The following is an 18350-nucleotide window of genomic DNA, read 5'->3' as shown; positions in this document are numbered from 1 at the left end:
CCCTCCCACCAGGCACTCCGTGCCATACGGGCCTCGGGGCCGCGACGCTCCGAGACCGCCCCCGCGCACCACGGTCTTCGTACCCCCGCCGGGTACCTGAGCCCGCCGGGCGCGGCCGCATGGCCGCACGGAACGGAGACACCAAGTGCCAGTCCCGTCCCCGCGCGATCGGGCCTGGCGGAGGCGCGTCCTCCGCCGGGGCGGGGTCCGCCCTGGCGTGACCATCGCGTCAAGAGTCGCCCGGCCAGGCGTCAGGACCGCGTCAGGGACCGGGACTCCGGGGACCGGGGCGGGCAAGGCTGCGAGGACAGGCCCCGGCGGAACGCCGCCGGGCCGGACCCGCCCGGGAGGACCCCATGCCCCGCACCCCGCACGCCGACGACCGCACGGCCGCGGCCCCGGCCCCCGGGCCCGTGGACCCGGAACCCGTCGAACCCGCCCCGGCCGGACGCCTCTGCGTGCCCGTCCGGCCGGGCGGACACGGCGTCACGGCCCGCTTCTCCCGCACGCCCGTCGGCGCCCGCACGGCCGTCGCCTTCACCACCCCCGAACGGCTCCGCGCCACCCTCGGGACCGAGCAGCCCTGGATTCCGCTCTCCGAGGCCGCCCTGCGCACCCTCGCCCACCCGCTCGGCGTCCACGCCCTCACCGTCGACCCGGTCCTCACGGCTCCCTTCACCCCCGCGCCCGATCCGGTGCCGGAACCGGTTCCGCTGCCCGCGCCCACCTCCACGCCCGCCCGCCCCGGCACCCCGTGCGCCCGCCGCTCCGACCCGGCCGCGAGGGGGACCGCCGCATGACCACCACCGACCTGACGGCCCCCGTCCCGCCCGCCCGTACGCCCGCCCCCGCCCCGGAGTTCTCCGTCTGGCCCGCCACCGCCACCGAGGAGCCCGGCGGCCGCGTCCTGCTCGCCGGGGTGCCGCTCGCCGACATCGCGGACGCGCACGGCACGCCCGTGTACGTGCTCGACGAGGCCGAGATCCGCGACCGCTGCCGCACCTACCGGGCCGCCTTCCCCGCGGACGGCGCCGACGTGCACTACGCGGCCAAGGCGTTCCTCTGCCGCGGTCTCGTCCGCCTCGTCGACGAGGAGGGGCTCGGCCTGGACGTCTGCTCCGCGGGCGAGCTCGAACTGGCCGTCACCGCGGGCTTCCCGCCCGAACGGATCCTCCTCCACGGCAACGCCAAGTCCCCGGCCGACCTCGCCGCCGCGCTGCGCCTCGGCGTCGGCCGGATCGTCATCGACGGCCCGGCCGAGATCGCCCGGCTGGCCGCCGCCCTCGGCCCGCGCGGCCACCAGAAGGTCATGCTCCGCGTCACCCCCGGCGTCGGCGCCGGCGGCCACGCCAAGATCCGCACCGGCACCGACGACCAGAAGTTCGGGCTCTCCCTCCGCGACGGACACGCCCAGCACGCCGTCGCCCGGATCCTCGACCAGCCGCGACTCGAACTCACCGGCCTGCACTGCCACCTCGGCTCCCAGATCACCGAGACCAAGCCCTACCTCACCGCCCTGCGGCGGCTCGTCGGCCTGATGGCCCGGATCCGGGACGCCCACGGCGTCGTCCTGCCGGAGCTCGACCTCGGCGGCGGCCACGGCATCGCCCACCGGCCCGGCGACCCGGCCCTCGACCCGACCGCCCTCGCCCGCGGGCTCCGCGCCGCCCTCGCCGAGAGCTGCGGCGCCGCCGGACTGCCCGTGCCCCGGCTGCTCGTGGAACCGGGCCGGGCCGTCGTCGGACCGGCCGGCGTCGCCGTCTACCGCGTCCTCGCCGTCAAGACGAGCGGCGGGCGCGCCTTCGTCGCCGTCGACGGCGGCATGAGCGACAACCCCCGCCCGGCCCTCTACGGCGTCCGGTACGCGCCCCGTCTGATCGGCCGCCGCTCCACCGCCCCGACCGTCCGCACCACCGTCGCCGGGCGCCACTGCGAGGCGGGCGACCTGCTCGCGGAGGACGTCGGCCTGCCCGCCGACGTCCGGCCGGGCGACCTGCTCGCGGTGCCGGTGGCCGGCGCGTACCACCTCTCCATGGCCTCCTCGTACAACCTCGTCGGCCGCCCGCCGGTGGTCGCCGTCCGCGACGGCGCCGCCCGGCTGCTGGTCAGGCGGGAGACCCTGGAGGACCTGCGGGCCCGGGACGTCGGCCTGTAGGCGCGGGAGCGGCGCGCCCGGCCGGCGTCAGAGCTCTTCGTCGGTGGCGGCGAACAGCTGCCGCACCCAGTACGCGCTCGCCTCCTCGCTGTCGCCGGTCGGGGTGCCGGGGAAGAGCCGGAACCAGGAACCCGCCCGGCCGAGCGCCGCCAGCCGGACCGCCAGGACGGCCGCCCGCCGCAGCTCCGCCCGCGAGGGGCCGAGGCCGGTCCAGTGCTCCAGGTACGCGTCCACCATCGGGGCCACGTGCGCGGGGCCGTACCGCTCCCGCACCTCGCGGACCGGGACCAGGAGGCTGCCGAAGGGGTGCGCGACACAGGCGTCGCCCCAGTCGAAGAAGGTGAAGCGGCCGGGGGAAGGGGCGAGGATCTGCCCGTCGTGCAGGTCGCAGTGGTCGAGCGAGTCGGGCAGGCCGTACGCGTCGAGCTCGGCGCACAGTGCGACGAGCCGGGGCCGCCGCCGCAGCAGCGCGGCCCGCTCGTCGTCGTCGAAGAGCGGGTTCCCGGCGACGAGCGCGTCGAACACCTCCGGCAACTCCCGCGTCCGCGCCCCCGGCACCCCCAACCCGCCGAGCCCGCCACCCCCTTCCGGCGCACCCGCTTCCTGCCCGCCGTGGCCCGCGGCCCCGTTCGCGTACGGGACCAGGCGCCGCTGCATCGCGCCGTACCGGCCCAGCGCCGTCGTCCAGGCCTCCGGGCCGGCCGTGCCCGCGTCGAGGACGTCGCGGAAGAGCGGGCCGCCGTCGGGGAGGAGGGACCAGCCGCGGGCGGCGTCCACCGCCAGCGGGGTCATCACGTGCTCGGGCGTCCACGCGGCGAGCGCGCCGGCGAGTCCGGCCTCGAAGGCGTTGGAGGGGGCGCCCGCCTTCAGCCAGACGGCGTCGCGCGCGCCGCCGCCGGTGCGGAAGCGGACGAGGACCGACCAGGGCCGCACCCTCACCTCGCGTACCCCCGCCTCCACGAGGCCGTGCGAGGCCAGCACCCGCTCGGCCCAGCCGAACACCTCGCGCCGCCACCCCGCGTCGTCCCAGGGAGTCATCGAGTCGGCGAACCGGCCCCGGTCCACCACCGCGGCCCGCTCGGCGCCGCCCGTCCGTCCTTCGTTCCCGTGCATCGGGCGATTCCACCACCGGCCCGCACCCGCGCGCACCGGAATATGCCGCCGCGGCCGCCCCGCCACCGGGCCGCCGGGCTCGGCCGCGTGGAGCCCGGCGAGCCGTACGCCGTCCGGGTACGGCCCCACCCCGCTCGCGGATCCCGCCCGACCGGTCCGGCCCATGGCGCTCCGGCCCGGCGGCTGGCACCGTGGGCGCCACCGGCGGCCGGGGAGGGCCCGGTCCGGGGCGAGGGAAGGGGCGGGGCCACGATGAGCGGCGCGTTCGGCGGGCGGTACGGCGACTACCAGAACGAGATCTACCTCGCCGGTCTCGGCGGAGTGCTCCCCGGCCTCCCCATGACCTACGCCGAACTGGAGGAACGGGCGGCCGCCGCGCTGCCGCCGTCGGTGGTGTCGTACGTCGCGGGCGGCGCGGGCGACGAGTTCACCCAGCGGGCGAACGCGACCGCCTTCGAACGGTGGGGTCTGGTGCCCCGGATGATGGTCGGCGCCGCCCGGCGCGACCTGAGCGTCGACCTCCTCGGCCTCCGGCTGCCCTCGCCGCTCTTCATGGCACCGGTCGGCGTCGTCGGGCTCTGTGCCCAGGACGGACACGGCGACCTGGCGACCGCCCGCGCGGCCCGCCGCACCGGCGTCCCGATGGTCGCCTCCACCCTCGCGGTGGACCCGATGGAGGAGGTCGCGGCCGAGTTCGGCGACACCCCGGGCTTCTTCCAGCTCTACACCCCCACCGACCGGGACCTCGCGGAGAGCCTGGTGCGCCGCGCCGAGGCCGCCGGGTTCAAGGGGATCGTCGTCACCCTCGACACCTGGGTCACCGGCTGGCGCCCGCGCGACCTCGCCGCGAGCAACTTCCCGCAGCTGCGCGGCCACTGCCTCGCCAACTACACCTCCGACCCCGTCTTCCGGGCCCGCCTCGCCAAGGCCCCCGAGGAGGACCCCGGAGCGACGATCCTCGAATGGGTCGGCGTCTTCGGCAACCCCCTCACCTGGGCCGACCTGCCCTGGCTGCGCTCCCTCACCGACCTCCCGCTGATCCTCAAGGGCCTCTGCCACCCCGAGGACGTGCGCCGCGCCCGCGACGGCGGCGTCGACGCGGTGTACTGCTCCAACCACGGCGGCCGGCAGGCCAACGGCGGCCTGCCCGCCCTCGACGCCCTGCCGGACGTCGTCGAGGCCGCCGACGGCCTCCCCGTCCTCTTCGACTCGGGCGTCCGGACCGGCGCGGACGTCGTCAAGGCCCTGGCGCTGGGCGCCACCGCCGTGGGCGTCGGCCGCCCCTACGCGTACGGCCTGGCGGCCGGGGGCGAGGACGGCATCGTGCACGTCCTGCGCTCCCTCCTCGCCGAAGCCGACCTGATCATGGCCGTGGACGGCTACCCCACCCTCGACTCCCTCCGCGAGCCGGGAGCCCTCCGCCGCCTGTGACGCCCCGGCCCCGGACCCCAGTCCCTGATCCCGCGCCCCGGCCCCCCGGACACTCGAACGCGGGGCCCGGGCGCACCCGTTCGAGGGTCGGGGCATCACCCGGTCGGGTGGTCGCGGCCGTCACCGCGTTTCGCCGGAGGCGGCGGACGGCCGACGTTCACGATCATGCCCCGGTGACTACCCCTCACCGATCCGTGACGTCCCGGCGATCCGAAGCGTCCCCCCGCTCCACCGCCCGCCGCCTGCTCCTCCCGGCCGCCGTGGCCGTACTCGGCCTGCTCCCGCTCGCCGCCGCCGCCCTCCCCGCCGCCGCCCGGCCCGCCTCTCCCCTCCCCACGTCCGGGGCGCCCGGCCTCCCCGTCGTCACGCCCCGCGTCCCGACCCCCGGCGAGGCGCGGACCGACGCCTACCTGAAGTCCGTACGGCAAGATCCCGCCCGGCTCGGGGAGTTCTTCCGGTCGCTGCCCAAGGGCGGGGAGCTCCACAACCACCTCTCCGGAGCCGTCTCCACCGAGTACCTGATCACCCTCGCCGCCGAGGACGGGCTCTGCGTCGAGACGGCGACCATGACCGCGGTCGTCCCGCCCTGCGGCCCCGGGACCCGCCCGGCCGCCGACGCCCGCACCGACCGCGCCTTCCACGACGCCCTCGTGCGCGCCTGGTCCATGGAGGACTTCCCGCCCGGCGGCAACGGCCACGACCACTTCTTCGACGCCTTCGCGAAGTTCGGCGAGGTGACCTGGCGGCACCGGGGCAAGATGCTCGCGGAGTTCGCCGACGACGTCGCCGCGCAGAACCAGTGGTACCTGGAGACCATGGTCAGTCCGGCCTCCGAGGGCGCGAAGAAGCTCGCGGGCGAGGTCGGCTGGGACCCGGACCTCGCCGCCCTGTACAAGAAGCTCACCGCGGGCGGCCGGCTCGACGCCCTCGTCGAGGAGGCGGTGCGGGAGGCCGACGCCGGCGACGCCGAGTTCCGCGCCGCGGCCCGCTGCGGCACCGAGCGCGAGCGGCCCGCCTGCGGGCTCACCGTCCGCTGGATCTCGCAGGTCTCGCGCGGCAGCACGCCCGAGCGGGTCTTCACCCAGATGGCGCTCGGCATGGCGCTGGCCGAGCGGGACGAGCGCTTCGTCGCCGTCAACCTGGTCCAGCCGGAGGACTGGGACAGCTCGCTCGAGAACTACCGCCTCCAGATGCGGATGCTCGCCCACCTCCGCGAGGTCCACCCCAAGGCCCATGTGACCCTGCACGCCGGCGAGCTGTGGCCCGGCCTGGTCAAGCCCGAGGACCTCGCCTTCCACATCGCCGAGGCCGTCGACGTGGCCCGCGCCGAGCGCGTCGGCCACGGCGTGGACCTGGTCCACGAGGACGACTGGCGGACCACCGCCCGCACCATGGCCGCCCGCGAGGTCGCCGTCGAGGTGCCCTTCACCAGCAACGCCCAGATCCTCGGAGTCCGCGGCGCCGACCACCCCTTCGAGACCTACCGCGCCCACGGCGTGCCGGTGGTGCTCGCCACCGACGACCCCGGTGTGTCCCGGATCGACATCAGCCACGAGTACCAGTACGCGGCCCGCACCTACGGCCTCTCGTACCCGGAGCTGAAGGACCTCGCCCGCGCCTCCCTGGAGTACGCCTTCCTCCCCGGCCCGAGCCTGTGGCGCGGCAACCCGACCGCCGAGGGCTACCGGACGGTCCCGGCCTGCCGCGGCGAGCGCCCCGGCACCCCGGTCCGCTCCGCCGCCTGCCGGCGCCTCGTCGAGGGAAGCCCCAAGGCCTCCCTGGAATGGCGCCAGGAGGCCGCCTTCGCCGCCTTCGAGTCGGCACACGCGACCCCCGGCCGCTGACCCGCGACACCCACGCACGCGCCCGGCACCCGTCCGCGGGGTGCCGGGCGCGCCCGTCCGCGTACGATCCCGTGCCGGACGGACAAGATTGTAGAAAGCGGTCGAAAGGTGACACCTCGGGCTGGAGCCTGATCGCCCCGACGCCCCTCGCCCCGGGGGGCGAGATTACCGACGAGGGCGACACCCCCTTCACGGACGTGGTCGCCGAGGCCCTCGGCCTGCCGGGGCTGCGGGTGATCGAGGTCATCACCATCGTGGGCGCGGAACTGGGCCGCGGACGAGGCGGCGGCCACTGCATGACCTGCCCCCCCCGTCCGCGACCCGGTCGGGTTCTGAGCCCCTACGCGTACGTCTCGAACTCGGCGACGCGCGGGGTGCCGGTGGCCGAGGTGATCTCGAAGGTGACCTTGCTCAGCGAGGTCGCCGGGAGGGAGACCGTGCCGGCCGCGCCGCCGGTGGCGAGTACGGCTCCGGTGTCGGCGTTCAGCAGCCGCCAGCCGGTGACGGTGCCGGCCCCGGAGGCCTCGCGGACGCGGACGGACCGGATGGTCGTCGGGGAGGCCCACTTGACCGAGACCGAGCCGGTGGTGCCGGCGGGCGACCAGTAGGTGGCGAGGTTGCCGTCGCGGACGTTGCCGTAGCTGGTCCCGTCGGCCTTGCTGGAGCCGTCCGAGCCGGCGCCGATGCTGAGGTTGGTGCCGGACGGAGGGGCGGTGGTGGCGGTGGCCGTCGGGGTCGGCGTCGGCGTGGGCGTGGGGCTCGGGGTCTGCGGGGTGCAGGAGCCGTCCGAGACGAGCAGGCCCTTGTTCGCGCCGGCCGTACGGGCGACCACGTCCGGCACGCAGGAGGCGCTGTCCGGGGTGTAGCCGTACGGGACGGAGACGGTCGTGTTGGAGGTCGGGTTCGGACCGGCGGGCCTGTAGTCGGTGCCGACGGGCGACCAGGTCACGTTGTCGAAGACGTTCCCGGCGACCTGCCAGTAGCCGGCCGCGTCGGTGTAGAAGGTGCCGAGGACGTCCTTGGAGTCCTCGAAGTAGTTGTTCTCCACCTTGGCGCGGGCGCCGGCACGGGAGTTGATGCCCGACTCGTTCAGCTGCCGGTAGTGGTTGCTGTACATGTGGGCGATGCCGCCGCGCAGCAGGGGGGCGCGCGAGTCGATGTTCTCGTACAGGTTGTGGTGGTAGGTGATGAAGCCGTTGCTCAGCTCGGTCTCGCTGGAGCCGACCAGGCCGCCGCGGCCGGAGTTGCGCAGCACGCTGTAGGAGAGCGTCACGTACTGCGTGTTGTCCTTCATGTCGAAGAGTCCGTCGAAGCCCTCGGACTCGCCGCCGGAGGCCTCCAGGGTGCTGTGGTCGACCCAGACGTTGCGGACGTCGCTCTCCATGCCGATGGCGTCGCCGCCGTTGGAGACGGGGGAGCCGGACTTCTTGACGTTCTTGACGGTGACGTTCTGGATGATGATGTTGCTCGACTCGCGGATGTGGATGCCGACCTGGTCGAAGACGGCGCCCGCGCCGACGCCGACGAGCGTGACGTTGCTGATCTGCTTGAGCTCGATGACGCCGGCGGCGGTGTTGCAGCTGGTGCCGGAGACCTTGGCGGTGTTGGCGTGGTTGATGGTGCCCTCGACCTGGATGACGATCGGGGTGCTGCTGGAGGCCCGGCCGCAGAGGGCCGCGTGGATCTGGGTGCCGGTGGTCGCCCGGACGGTCTGTCCGCCGGCGCCGCCGGTCGTCCCGCCGTTCTGGCTCGCGTAGCCGGTCGCCCCGGCGGCGACGGCGGCGGAGGCGGAGGCCTCCGGCACGGTCAGGATCACGCCGGTGGCGGCCGCGACCGCCATGGCGGCCAAGCCCGCCTGGAGTCGCGTGGAGGGGGAGCGTCGTCCCATGCTCGCCTGCCCTTTCCTTGGCGCCCGCACCGCTCGACGGCGGCGCGGGGCGTTGTCGTCGTGAGTCCCGTCCCTGGGCCAGAAAGCGCTAGAAAGCGCTTTCTGGCGGGTGACGATAGGGCTGCCGTCGAGTACCTGACAAGACTTCGCGCACGGTCGGAATGCGCGGGTCCCGTGGGGCGGTGGGAGCGCTCCCGTCTGCCGGGGCGCCGCGGGGCTCCCCGAGCGGAGGGAAACCCGCAGGTCGAGGGCGGGGCGGCTGCCGACAAAAGGGTGGGTCGGGGAGGGGCGCCCGTGATAGGCACTACCTGCACACGGGGGAGGTGCGGACCGGCCGCGGCACGCGTGCGCGCGTACGGGGGACCGGCGGGCGCGGGCGCGCCGGGGCCGCGCCGGGCATCGCTCCCGTACGACCGCACCATCGAACGGAACAACGGGAGACACCGCATGCGCGTGAAAGCCTTCGACCACCTCGTCCTCAACGTCACCGACGTCGAGCGGGCCCTCGCCTTCTACACCGGCCCCCTCGGCCTCGCGCCGGAGCGGGTCGAGGAGTGGCGGGCGGGCAAGGTGCCGTTCCCGTCCGTGCGGATCGACGAGGGCTCCGTCATCGACCTGTTCTCCCGGCCCCGCGGCGAGTCGAACGTGGACCACATCTGCCTCGTCGTCGACCCGCTCGACTGGCAGGAGGTCATCGCCTCCGGCACCTTCGACGTCGTCGAGGGTCCCGTCCCGCGCTGGGGCGCCCGGGGCTCGGCTCAGTCCGTCTACGTGAAGGACCCGGACGGCAACACCGTCGAGCTCCGCTGGTACCCCCAGGACCTCCCGGCGGAGGAGGACCGGCCCGCCTCCTGACCCCCGGGCCTCCCGGCGGGCGCGCCGACCGGCCCGCGCCGCCTCCTGCCCCCCGCCGGCCCCCGGGCGGCGCTCGGCGCGGCCCGGGGGGACCTGGCAGGCTGCGGCGGCATGAGCGACGAAGAGACCTGGACGACCGTCACCCGCCTCCACGACTGGCTCACCGCCCATCAGTCCCTGCCGCCGGGGCAGGAGATCCTGCTCCGCGTCCTCAAGCTCTCCGAGGAGGTCGGGGAGGCGGCACAGGCGGTCATCGGGGCCACCGGGCAGAACCCCCGGAAGGGGACCAGCCACACCTGGGAGGACGTCGAGGCCGAGCTCTGCGACGTCGTCATCACCGCCATGGTCGCGCTGCGCACCCTGACCCCGGACGCCTCCGAGGTCTTCGCCCGCCACCTGCGCCGGGTGGCGGCGCGGTCGCTGCCGGACGGGCGACCGGACAGGGCGGGGACGGAGCCCCCGGCCTCCTAGTGACCTGAGACGGCCCCGGCCCCGGCCCCGGCCCCGGCCCCGGCCCCGGCCCCGGCGTCGGGCCCGGAGACGGTGCTCACGCTTCCGCTTCCGCCCGTGCCCGTGCTCATGCCCGTGCCGAGGCGGTCGCGGAGGGCGGCGTCGGCCGGGGCGAGGCCGGTGAGCTCGACGGTCTTGCCGTGGCGGGCGTACGCCGCCTCCACGGCCTCCAGCGCCGCCACGGCGGAGGCGTCGGAGACGTGGGCGGCGGACAGGTCGATCACCACCCGGTCCGGGTCGCCGGCGGGGTCGAAGCGCTCGGCGAACGCCTCGGCCGAGGCGAAGAACAGTTCGCCGGACACCCGGTGGACGACGGTCGTCCCGTCGGGGTCGGTCACCGAGGTGACCTCCGTGCGCCGCGCCACCCTCCGGGCGAAGACGAGGGCGGCGGTGACCGAGCCGACCACCACACCGAGGGCGAGGTTGTGGGAGACCAGGACGCACGCCAGCGTGACCAGCATGACGACGGTCTCCCCGGCGGGGGTCCGCCGCAGGGTGCGCGGGGCCACCGACTCCCAGTCGAAGGCGGCGACGGACACGATCACCATGACCGCCACCAGCGCGGCCATGGGTATCCGCGAGACGAGCGGCCCGAGGACCACGCACAGGACCATCAGGAACACGCCGGAGAGGAAGGTGGAGAGCCGGGTCCTGGCGCCCGCCACCTTCACGTTCATCATCGTCTGGCCGATCACGGCGCAGCCTCCCATCCCGCCGAACAGGCCGGTGACGACGTTCGCGACGCCCTGCCCGATCGACTCGCGCCGCTTGCTCGACGACGTGTCGGTGAGGTCGTCGACGAGCTTCGCGGTGAGCAGCGACTCGACCAGGCCGACGAGGGCCACGGCGAGGGCGTACGGCGCGATCGTCGCCAGCGTGCCGAGCGTGAAGGGCACGTCGGGCAGGCCCGGCACGGGCAGCGCGGACGGCAGCGCGCCCCGGTCGCCGACGGTCGGCACGGCGATCCCGGCGGCCACCGTGACCAGGGTCAGGGCGGTGATCGTGACGAGCGGCGCCGGCACCAGGGTCGTCACCTTGGGGAAGAGCACGAGCAGGACGATCCCGGCCGCGATCAGCCCGTACACGCTCGTCGGCACGTTCCGGGTCTCGGGGAGCTGGGCCAGGAAGACCAGGGCGGCGAGCGAGTTCACCGAGCCGACCAGCACCGGGCGGGGGACGTACCGCATCAGCTTCGCCACTCCCACGATCCCCAGCGCGATCTGGAAGAGGCCCGCGAGGACGACGGTGGCGATGAGGAACGGGACGCCGTGCTCCCGGCTCACCGGCGCGATGACGAGGGCGACGGCTCCGGTGGCGGCCGAGATCATCGCCCGTCGGCCGCCGACGATCGCGGTGGTCACGGCCATCGTGAACGAGGCGAAGAGCCCGAGCGCCGGATCGACGCCGGCGATCACCGAGAAGGCGATGGCCTCGGGGATCAGCGCCAGGGCGACGACGAGCCCCGCCAGCACTTCGGTACGCCAGACCCGGGGGTCACGCAGCCAGTCGGGCATCAGGGCGCGCGACCGGGGCGCGGGCGGAGAGGGGACGGAGGGCGAGGGGGAGGCGGAGGAGACGGCGGTGGGCAAGGAGGACGGACCTGTCGTACGAGGGGGAGGGCGGGGGCGATCGCGGGCCGGCGGCCTCGGTGCGGGGCGTGGCGGCGCGCGACGGCCCGGCGCGGGGGCGACCCACCGACTTTACCCGCCGGCCCTCGCCCGCTCGTTCGACCCGCGTCTCGCCCTGGCCGTCCGGGATGGACGCGGGACGACCGGCCATCGCGCGCGAGGGGGGGAGGTGGCCGGGTCGGGACGGCGCCCCGGCACTCCTCGCCCCGGCCGGCCGGTGATCAGTTCGGGCGCACCGGGTGCTTGCTGAGGATGGACACGCGGTTGAAGGCGTTGATGGCGATGGCCACCCAGACGACGGCGGAGAGCTCGGCGTCGTCGAGGACCGGGCGGGCCTCGGCGTAGGCCTTCTCCTGGGCGTCGGCCTCCGCCGGGTGGGTGGTCGCCTCGGCGAGCGCGAGGGCGGCGCGTTCGCGGGCGGTGAAGACCTCGGTGTCCCGCCAGGCGGCGAGCAGGCCGAGCCGGCGGGGGGTCTCGCCGGCGAGGAGGGCGGCGCGGGTGTGCGTGTCGAGGCAGTAGGCGCAGCCGTTGAGCTGGGACACGCGCAGGTTGACCAGCTCGACCAGGATCCGGTCGAGCCCGGCGTCGTCGGCGGCGGCCCGCACGGTCTGCGCGGCCCGCACGAACGCCTTGTAGGCGTCCGGGGTCTGCTTGTCGAGGAAGATCCGCTGGCCGGTCGATGCCGCCACGGCGCCGTCGCTCACTGTCCGCTCCTTCGGGGTGGTCCCCCGCGCGGGTGGGCGGGAGTGGGCATCATCTTCCCCCGAAAGGATGTTGAAAATCAAACTAATTGGTGTCGTCGTGAGCGGGTCCCGGTCCCGGCGCCCGGTGCGCTTCCTCCGGCCGGAGACGGCCCCGCCAGGCGCCGGTCGCGGCGTGACGGTCCTCCACGAAGTCCTTGAACCGCCGGAGGTCGCCGGAGACCCGGCTCGACACGACGCCCAGCGCGACGGCCGCGCGCTCCGCGGGACCCTCCGGCTCGACCTCCATCGCCAGGCGCACGCGTGTGTGACGCTCGTCGAGGGGCGTGAAGGTCACGACGCCGCGCTGGCGGACGTCGCCGCCGACGGTGCGCCAGGCGATGCGTTCGTCCGGGAGCTGGTCGACGATCTCGGTCTCGAAGGCGCGGCGGAACCCGGCGATGCCGGTGCGCCAGCGCAGGTGCCGTGCGTCGGTCTGCTCGACCGCCACCACGCCGTGCATGAAGCGCGGAAACTCCTCGAACTGCGTCCACTGGTCGTACACCCGCCGCACCGGCGCGTCGACCGTGATCGTCCCCTGCACCACGACGCCACCTCCTGACCCCCTCCCCCCATTGTCCGCCGCCACGCCGTGAGGGGCCCGGCCTCCCGCCGGTACGGGGTGGGCCCCCGGGCGGGTCAGAGGGGGGACGGGCCGCCGAAGGTCCGGTCCCGGACCTCCGCGAGGGCCAGGGCGAGCGCGCCGGCGAGCACCGGGTTGCCCGTGACGGCCGACAGGCGGACCCGCGCCCGGGAGTGCGCGAGGACGCGCAGCTCGCGCTCGACAAGGGCGCGCAGCGGCTCGCCCCCCGCCGCGCAGAGCCGGCCGGCGAGGACGACCAGGCCCGGGTCGACGACGGTCACGATCGAGGCCAGCCCGGCCGCGAGCCGCGCCGCCACCGCGACGAGGCCCGCCCGCGCCGCCTCCGCGCCCTCCTCGGCCGTGTCCGCCCGCCGTGCCGCCTCCGCCACCGCCTCCGCGAAGTCGGCGCCCGGCACTCCGTGGCCGTGCAGGAGGTCCCGGACCGCGTCGCCGCCCGCCAGCTCCTGGTAGCCGTGGCGGCCGTAGCGGTCGCCGGCCTCGCGCGCGGTGGGCGCGCCGGGCAGCGGGAGGTAGCCGACCTCGCCGGCGCCGCCGAAGTGGCCCCGGTGGAGGCGGCCGCCGATCATCAGCGCCGCGCCCAGGCCCTCGTCGGCCCACAGGAGGACGAAGTCCGGGCAGTCGGCGGCGGCGTGGTCGCGTTCGGCCACGGCGGCGAGGTTGACGTCGTTCTCGACGCGGACGGGGAGGCCGAGGGCCTCGCCCAGCGTCCGTTCGACGTCGGGGAAGAGCCAGGCCGCCATGTCCTCCTCGCTGGCGTAGCCGAGGCGGCCGGTCGTCGGGTCCACCGCGCCCTGCACGCCGATCACGACGCTCCGCGGCGGCTCCGGTGCCCGGACCAGGCCGAGGGCCGTCCGCAGCGCCTCCACCAGGGCCTCGCGGTCCGGGCGCGCGGGCACGGGCGCCTCGGCCTCGCCGAGCACCGCGCCGGTGATGTCCGCGGTCCGTACGGCGATGTGTTCCGGCGTCACGTCCACGGCGGTCGCGTAGGCCGCCGCCGGGTTGACCCGGTACGTCTCCGGGACCCGGCCCGGCAGGCCGGGCCGCAGGCCGTTGCCGACCACGAGTCCGGCGTCCAGCAGGCGGGCGAGGACCTGGGAGGCGGTGGGCTTGGAGAGTCCGGTGAGACGACTGACCTCGGGGCGGGTGAGAGGCCCCTGACGGAGCAGCAGGTGGAGGGCGGCGCGGTCGTTCACCGCCCGCACGAGGCCCGGTGTCCCGCGGACGAGCTCCGTCACATGCCCTCCGCCCCGCAGGTCCGGCCCGGTTCGCTCGCATGATCCGCGAACGCGCGAGCGCACAGCCTACAGCGCCCGGCATCCGCCCGGCGGAGCGCGGCCGGGCCCGCGGTGCCCGGCACGGCCCCTCCTCGTCACGTCGCCGAGATCAGTCCCGAGCACGTCGGACGGCCCGAGGCCGCCCCCCCCCGCTCCACGGCGCACGGCCCGCTCCGCAAGTCCCCGGCCGGCGCGCCGAGCACGACGGTCCGGTCCCCGCGCGGACGGCCGCGGCGGCCGTGCCCCGTTCGGAGGATGCTCGCGGGCGGTCGCGTGTCTCCCGGCGGAACGTTCCGTTGTGAGGGTGTGACCTCACCTCGACGCATCTCCTCGGTCCTCGCCGTCGCCGCGGCGTTCACCTGCCTCGGCGGCGCGGCCGCCTCCCAGGCCGCCGCCGCGCCCGTCGGCCCGCTCGGCCCGCCGATCAGCCCGATCGCCGAACTCGACTCCGTCGCGACCACCGGCATGCCGGAGGACGCCCGCGCCGCCTACCCGGGCGTCGGAGCGCAGCTCGGCGGCCTGAGCCGGCTCAACGAACTCCACCAGCTCCACCAGCTCACCGACCAGGCCGCGCCCGTCACCGGCCTGCTCCCGGCCGTCTCCACCTGACCCGCACCACTCCGGCGCCCGGACGGCCGCAGCACGACCGTCCGGGCGCCGGCGCGTTCCCGTACGGGCGCCGCCGGCCCGGCCGCGGCCCGTCAGCGCAGGTCGAAGCGGTCCAGTTCCATCACCTTCGACCAGGCGGCGGCGAAGTCCCGGACGAACTTCTCGCCCGCGTCGCGCGCCGCGTACACCTCCGACAGGGCCCGCAGCTGGGCGTGGGAGGCGAAGACCAGGTCCACGGCCGTGCCCGTCCACTTCGGCTCGCCGGTGGCCCGGTCCCGGCCCTCGTAGACGTTCTCGTCGTCCTCCGAGACCTTCCACTCCGTCCCCATGTCCAGGACGTTGACGAAGAAGTCGTTGGTCAGGGAACCGGGACGGTCGGTGAGGACGCCGTGGCGGACCCCGCCGTGCCCGGCGCCGAGCGCCCGCATGCCGCCGAGCAGCACCGTCATCTCCGGCGCCGTCAGCGTGAGCATGCTCGCCCGGTCGAGGAGGAGCGTCTCCGGGGAGAGCTTCTCGTCGGGGCCCAGGTAGTTGCGGAAGCCGTCGGCGCGCGGTTCGAGGACGGCGAAGGACTCCACGTCGGTCTGCTCCTGCGTGGCGTCCGTGCGGCCGGGCGTGAACGGCACGGTCACCGGGTGGCCGGCGTCCTTCGCGGCCTTCTCGACGGCCGCGCAGCCGCCGAGGACGATCAGGTCGGCCAACGAGATCCGGGTGGCGTCGCTCCGTCCGGCGGCGAACTCCTCCCGGATCGCGTCCAGGGTCCGCAGCGCCTCGGCGATCCCGGGCAGATCGTTGACCGCCCAGTCCTTCTGCGGCGCGAGCCGGATCCGCGCGCCGTTGGCGCCGCCGCGCTTGTCGGTGCCGCGGAAGCTCGCCGCGGACGCCCAGGCGGTGGTGACCAGCTGGGGCACGGTCAGGCCGGAGGAGAGGATCCGCTCCTTGAGGGCGGCGATGTCCTCGTCCGCGACGAGGTCGTGGTCGACCGGCGGCACCGGGTCCTGCCAGAGCTGCGGTTCGGGCACCCACGGGCCGAGGTAGCGGGAGATCGGGCCCATGTCGCGGTGGAGGAGCTTGTACCAGGCCTTGGCGAACGCCTCCGCCAGGAGTTCCGGGTTCTCGTGGTAGCGGCGGGCGATGGGGCCGTACACCGGGTCCATGCGCAGCGCGAGGTCGGTCGTCAGCATCATCGGCGCGTGCGACTTCGACCGGTCGTGCGCGTCCGGGACGGTGCCCTGGGCGGCCGGGTCGGTGGGCTTCCACTGCCGGGCGCCGGCGGGGCTGGTGGTCAGCTCCCACTCGTACCGGAAGAGGTTGTCGAGGAAGCCGTTGTCCCAGGTGGTCGGATGGTTGGTCCAGGCGCCCTCCAGACCGCTGGTGAGGGCGTCGGGGCCGGTGCCGGTGCCGTACGTGTTCTTCCAGCCGAGGCCCAGCTGTTCGACCGGGGCGGCCTCCGGCTCCGGGCCGATGTACTCGGGGTCCACGGCGCCGTGGCACTTGCCGAAGGTGTGGCCGCCGACGATGAGCGCGACCGTCTCCTCGTCGTTCATCGCCATCCGGGCGAAGGTCTCGCGGATGTCACGGGCGGCGGCCAGCGGGTCGGGGTTGCCGTTCGGGCCCTCGGGGTTGACGTAGATGAGACCCATCTGGACGGCGCCCAGCGGGCCCGACAGCTCCCGGTCGCCGCTGTAGCGCTCGTCCCCGAGCCAGGTGTCCTCCGGTCCCCAGAAGATCTCCTCCGGCTCCCAGATGTCCTCGCGGCCGAATCCGAAACCGAAGGTCTTGAACCCCATGGATTCCATCGCGCAGTTTCCGGCGAAAACCAGAAGATCTGCCCAGGAGATCTTCTGTCCGTACTTCTGCTTGACCGGCCACAGCAGACGGCGCGCCTTGTCGAGACTCGCGTTGTCCGGCCAGCTGTTCAGCGGGGCGAATCGCTGGGCGCCGCTTCCGCCGCCGCCCCGGCCGTCGGCGATGCGGTACGTGCCGGCCGCGTGCCAGCTCATCCGGATGAAAAGCGGACCGTAGTGACCGTAGTCCGCCGGCCACCATTCCTGTGAATCCGTCATCAGGGCGATGACGTCCCGCTTCAGCTCCTCGACGTCGAGGCCCGCGAACTCCGCGGCGTAGTCGAATCCCTGGTCGAGGGGGTCGGCCTGGGGGGCGTTCCGATGGAGTACGGAGAGGTCCAGCTGGTTCGGCCACCAGTCCCGATTGGTGCGGGGGCGGGTGTCCTTGGGGCTGGGGGCGGAAATTGCCGGGTTTTCGCTCTCGCTGCCGGTCACGTACGGCCCTCTTCCTGTGCGTGTGCCTTTTCCCGCCGCCGGCCGGGATCTCACGGCGGCGCGTCCGTATGGTCGCGCACGAGGGTGCCCGCGGCCACGTGAACACGCAGGGAGCGGCGTCCCGGAAGGCGGCGGACCGGAAATCCGTCAGGCAGGGCCGAGCGGGTCCGGGCCTTTCCGCCGGACGTCCAGCGTGGCGCAGTGGAAGGAGCCGCCGAACGGCGCGTAATGCATGAGGTCGCAGGGGATCGGCTCGAATCCCCAGCGTTCCAGGGCGCGCAGCGTCCGGGTGTGGTGCCGTTCCGCGACGACCCTTTTCTCGTCGAGCATCAGCACGTTCATGCTCAGCCATTTGCCGCACATCGAGGTGACCTTCAGGAGGGCGTCCGGCAGGGGGTCGGGCTCGGGCGCGACCAGGAGCTCCCAGTCGTCCAGCACCGGCGGCAGCCGGTCGAGGTCGAGGTACTCCGGGTTCACGAGGGCGCGGCGCGGGCCCAGCGGCAGGAACGTCGTGTCGATGTGCATCGGGGTCCGGCAGCGGCTCTCGATCTCGTGGATCCGGTACTCCGGCCCCAGGTGCCGGCGCAGCCACTCGATGCCCATCAGATTGGTGACGTTGCTGCGCGTCACGAACAGGTCCCGGCCCGCGCGGACGAAGTCGGCGGCGTCGAAGACCGGCTCGAACTCCGTCACCAGGCGGCGCACCGGCCGGCCGGGCGCGGACACCCGGAACGAGGGGTCGTAGAGCTCGTCCGTCAGCTGCGGCCGGGGCGCGGCCGTCCAGCGCGCGCCGCGCCGGAAGTAGTCCTTCAGCAGGGTGCGGTAGGCGTGCGTCTCGAAGTACCGGCAGGGCCACGCCATGGGCGTCTCGATGATCTCGTCGCCGACGACGAGCATGCTGTCGCGCGGACAGGCGGTGCAGAAACCCCGGGAGGACCAGTCGGGGGTGCCGAACCGCCGCCGGTGGGGCATCGGGTCCGGCCGTCGCACGGTCACCCCGTGGGACTCCAGGAGGGCGACGAAGCCCTCGACCTCCTCCTCGGCCTTCCGGACGAGCACCCGGGGGTAGCGGAACCCGGCGGCGGCGCCCTGGAGCCGGGCCGCCCACGCCGGCATGGTGCACCGTACCGCCGGATGCCGGGAGGGGATCGTGGCGCCGTCCACCCGGCCCACGACGACCTCCTCCAGGGGATCCCATTCGGTGGACGAGCGGACCGGTGAGCTCACGGCCGTTCCGGCGGGGAAGGCGGGCGGCTCGGCCGGCGGGCCGGGCGGGGGGAGTTCCCTGGAGCGGATCCGGAAGGGCGTCACGTCAGCCTCCTGGCGGCGGCGGCGGCGCCGTCCCGGGCGCCGCGTGCAGAGCGCGGCTTCCCCGGATGGTCCGTCCGTATGCCTGCCGGGACCCGCGGCGCCCGGG

15 protein-coding genes and 1 pseudogene are annotated in these 18350 nt (G+C 75.0%); 8 read left to right on the top strand and 8 right to left on the bottom strand.

Going from position 1 to position 18350, the window contains the following annotated elements; all coding sequences use genetic code 11:
- Positions 1-356 precede the first annotated feature (356 nt).
- Both IE245_RS28810 and lysA read left to right on the top strand, forming a co-directional pair.
- Positions 357-800: an SAV_915 family protein gene (locus IE245_RS28810; RefSeq protein ID WP_189952788.1), complete on the top strand. Its 444-nt coding sequence runs from the start codon at positions 357-359 to the stop codon at positions 798-800.
- Complete coding sequence (gene lysA / locus IE245_RS28805; RefSeq protein WP_189952786.1) at positions 797-2155, top strand: diaminopimelate decarboxylase; 1359 nt, start codon at positions 797-799, stop codon at positions 2153-2155. Before IE245_RS28810 ends, lysA begins: the two co-directional genes overlap by 4 nt.
- A 27-nt stretch (positions 2156-2182) precedes the next feature.
- Here lysA and IE245_RS28800 read toward each other — a convergent pair whose 3' ends face one another.
- Positions 2183-3268, bottom strand: a complete 1086-nt coding sequence (locus tag IE245_RS28800) for a phosphotransferase (RefSeq protein WP_189952784.1) — start codon at positions 3266-3268, stop codon at positions 2183-2185.
- Positions 3269-3520: 252 nt separating this feature from the next.
- Between IE245_RS28800 and IE245_RS28795 the strand changes: the two genes are divergently transcribed.
- The 3 genes and pseudogenes from IE245_RS28795 to IE245_RS37330 form a co-directional block, all read left to right on the top strand.
- Positions 3521-4699, top strand: a complete 1179-nt coding sequence (locus IE245_RS28795) for an alpha-hydroxy-acid oxidizing protein (RefSeq protein WP_189952783.1) — start codon at positions 3521-3523, stop codon at positions 4697-4699.
- Positions 4700-4941: 242 nt separating this feature from the next.
- Positions 4942-6543 (top strand): adenosine deaminase family protein, encoded by a 1602-nt coding sequence (locus tag IE245_RS28790; protein WP_373305421.1) that lies wholly within the window; start codon positions 4942-4944, stop codon positions 6541-6543.
- A gap of 131 nt (positions 6544-6674) precedes the next feature.
- Positions 6675-6879, top strand: a pseudogene (locus IE245_RS37330) (arginine deiminase family protein); the annotation flags it as partial.
- 4 nt (positions 6880-6883) lie between these two features.
- Here the strand turns inward: IE245_RS37330 and IE245_RS28785 are convergent.
- A complete protein-coding gene (locus tag IE245_RS28785; RefSeq protein ID WP_189952781.1) occupies positions 6884-8431 on the bottom strand; it encodes a pectate lyase family protein in 1548 nt (515 codons plus the stop codon).
- 447 nt (positions 8432-8878) lie between these two features.
- Between IE245_RS28785 and IE245_RS28780 the strand changes: the two genes are divergently transcribed.
- Together IE245_RS28780 and IE245_RS28775 are read left to right on the top strand one after the other, a co-directional pair.
- A complete protein-coding gene (locus IE245_RS28780; protein WP_189952779.1) occupies positions 8879-9286 on the top strand; it encodes a VOC family protein in 408 nt (135 codons plus the stop codon).
- Positions 9287-9397: 111 nt separating this feature from the next.
- Positions 9398-9757, top strand: coding sequence for a MazG-like family protein (locus tag IE245_RS28775; RefSeq protein ID WP_189952776.1), 360 nt, complete (start codon positions 9398-9400; stop codon positions 9755-9757).
- Here IE245_RS28775 and IE245_RS28770 read toward each other — a convergent pair.
- The 4 genes from IE245_RS28770 to IE245_RS28755 form a co-directional block, all read right to left on the bottom strand.
- Positions 9754-11310 carry a SulP family inorganic anion transporter gene (locus IE245_RS28770; RefSeq protein WP_189952865.1) on the bottom strand — a complete coding sequence of 519 codons (1557 nt, stop codon included), beginning with the start codon at positions 11308-11310 and terminating at the stop codon, positions 9754-9756. The two genes, IE245_RS28775 and IE245_RS28770, sit on opposite strands and share 4 nt — an antisense overlap.
- 335 nt (positions 11311-11645) lie before the next feature.
- Positions 11646-12128 (bottom strand): carboxymuconolactone decarboxylase family protein, encoded by a 483-nt coding sequence (locus IE245_RS28765; RefSeq protein ID WP_189952775.1) that lies wholly within the window; start codon positions 12126-12128, stop codon positions 11646-11648.
- Between the two features lie 82 nt (positions 12129-12210).
- Positions 12211-12711, bottom strand: a complete 501-nt coding sequence (locus IE245_RS28760; protein WP_189952771.1) for an SRPBCC family protein — start codon at positions 12709-12711, stop codon at positions 12211-12213.
- A 92-nt stretch (positions 12712-12803) separates the two neighbouring features.
- Positions 12804-14003 (bottom strand): ROK family transcriptional regulator, encoded by a 1200-nt coding sequence (locus IE245_RS28755; protein WP_189952769.1) that lies wholly within the window; start codon positions 14001-14003, stop codon positions 12804-12806.
- A gap of 345 nt (positions 14004-14348) precedes the next feature.
- Here IE245_RS28755 and IE245_RS28750 point away from each other — a divergent pair, with 345 nt between their 5' ends.
- Positions 14349-14651 carry a hypothetical protein gene (locus tag IE245_RS28750; protein ID WP_189952767.1) on the top strand — a complete coding sequence of 101 codons (303 nt, stop codon included), beginning with the start codon at positions 14349-14351 and terminating at the stop codon, positions 14649-14651.
- Between the two features lie 92 nt (positions 14652-14743).
- Here the strand turns inward: IE245_RS28750 and katG are convergent, their stop codons facing one another.
- A complete protein-coding gene (katG, locus tag IE245_RS28745; RefSeq protein ID WP_189952765.1) occupies positions 14744-16933 on the bottom strand; it encodes a catalase/peroxidase HPI in 2190 nt (729 codons plus the stop codon).
- A 147-nt stretch (positions 16934-17080) separates the two neighbouring features.
- Positions 17081-18160 carry an amidinotransferase gene (locus IE245_RS28740; RefSeq protein WP_189952862.1) on the bottom strand — a complete coding sequence of 360 codons (1080 nt, stop codon included), beginning with the start codon at positions 18158-18160 and terminating at the stop codon, positions 17081-17083.
- Positions 18161-18350: the final 190 nt, after the last annotated feature.

Origin of the sequence: Streptomyces roseolus, from assembly GCF_014649855.1 — a bacterium.
GTDB lineage: Bacteria > Actinomycetota > Actinomycetes > Streptomycetales > Streptomycetaceae > Streptomyces > Streptomyces roseolus.
The sequence above is the reverse complement of the archived record's forward strand: the minus strand, read 5'-3'. Positions and strand labels throughout refer to the sequence as shown.